The 673-nt window shown below is 33.0% G+C and carries 1 protein-coding gene; it reads right to left on the reverse strand.

The annotated features are described in order from the left end of the window. Nucleotides 1-188 precede the first annotated feature (188 nt). Nucleotides 189-673, reverse strand: a 485-nt coding sequence (locus tag AC1DJR_RS32560) for a YczE/YyaS/YitT family protein (protein WP_477004521.1), incomplete at its 5' end; no start/stop codon positions are given.

Here is a 673-nt window from a genome sequence, read left to right on the forward strand (position 1 = left end):
AGTAAATGGTTGTATTTATAATGATGTATATACTTTTATTGTGAATGAGTAGTATATGCTTTTGATGTTTAATTAAATATATATTATCGGATGAAAATAGAAACACCCTATTTGCGGTGGGAATCGTAAATAGGGTGAATTATTTGTAAGAAAGTTAATGAAAAGAGTAATTGGTATTAAGTTATGTTTCATATATTTTCATTAATTCGCTCTTTGTTTTTGTTATGTAAAATATGTAAGAGTGCTTGAAATACCTTAAATGAATGCTGGAATATTGGACTTTGAATAAAAGTGTATAGAAAAGTTACGATAAAAATAGGACCTCCTAGCATGAATCCAATGACTAGTACAAAGCATTCTACAATGATTCGAGCCCGGCTAATAGATAACCCAGTTTTGTCAGAAATGGTAAGCATGAATCCATCGCGAGGTCCAGCACCAATGCCGGCCGCAACGTACATGCCGCCCCCAATGCCTGTAATTGCAATACCAGAAAATAAAATGAGTAAGTTTATCCATAAATAATCACTAGCGTTTGGAAGGATTTTTGATTGTAAGAAAAAGTCCATAATAGGACCGATAAGTAGTGCATTTAAAAATGTGCCCACGTTTATATATTTTCGATCTACTAGTAAAGAGATAAGAACGAGACATAATCCACATATGACACTCC

It is taken from the genome of Bacillus sp. 05T31 (assembly GCF_056396725.1).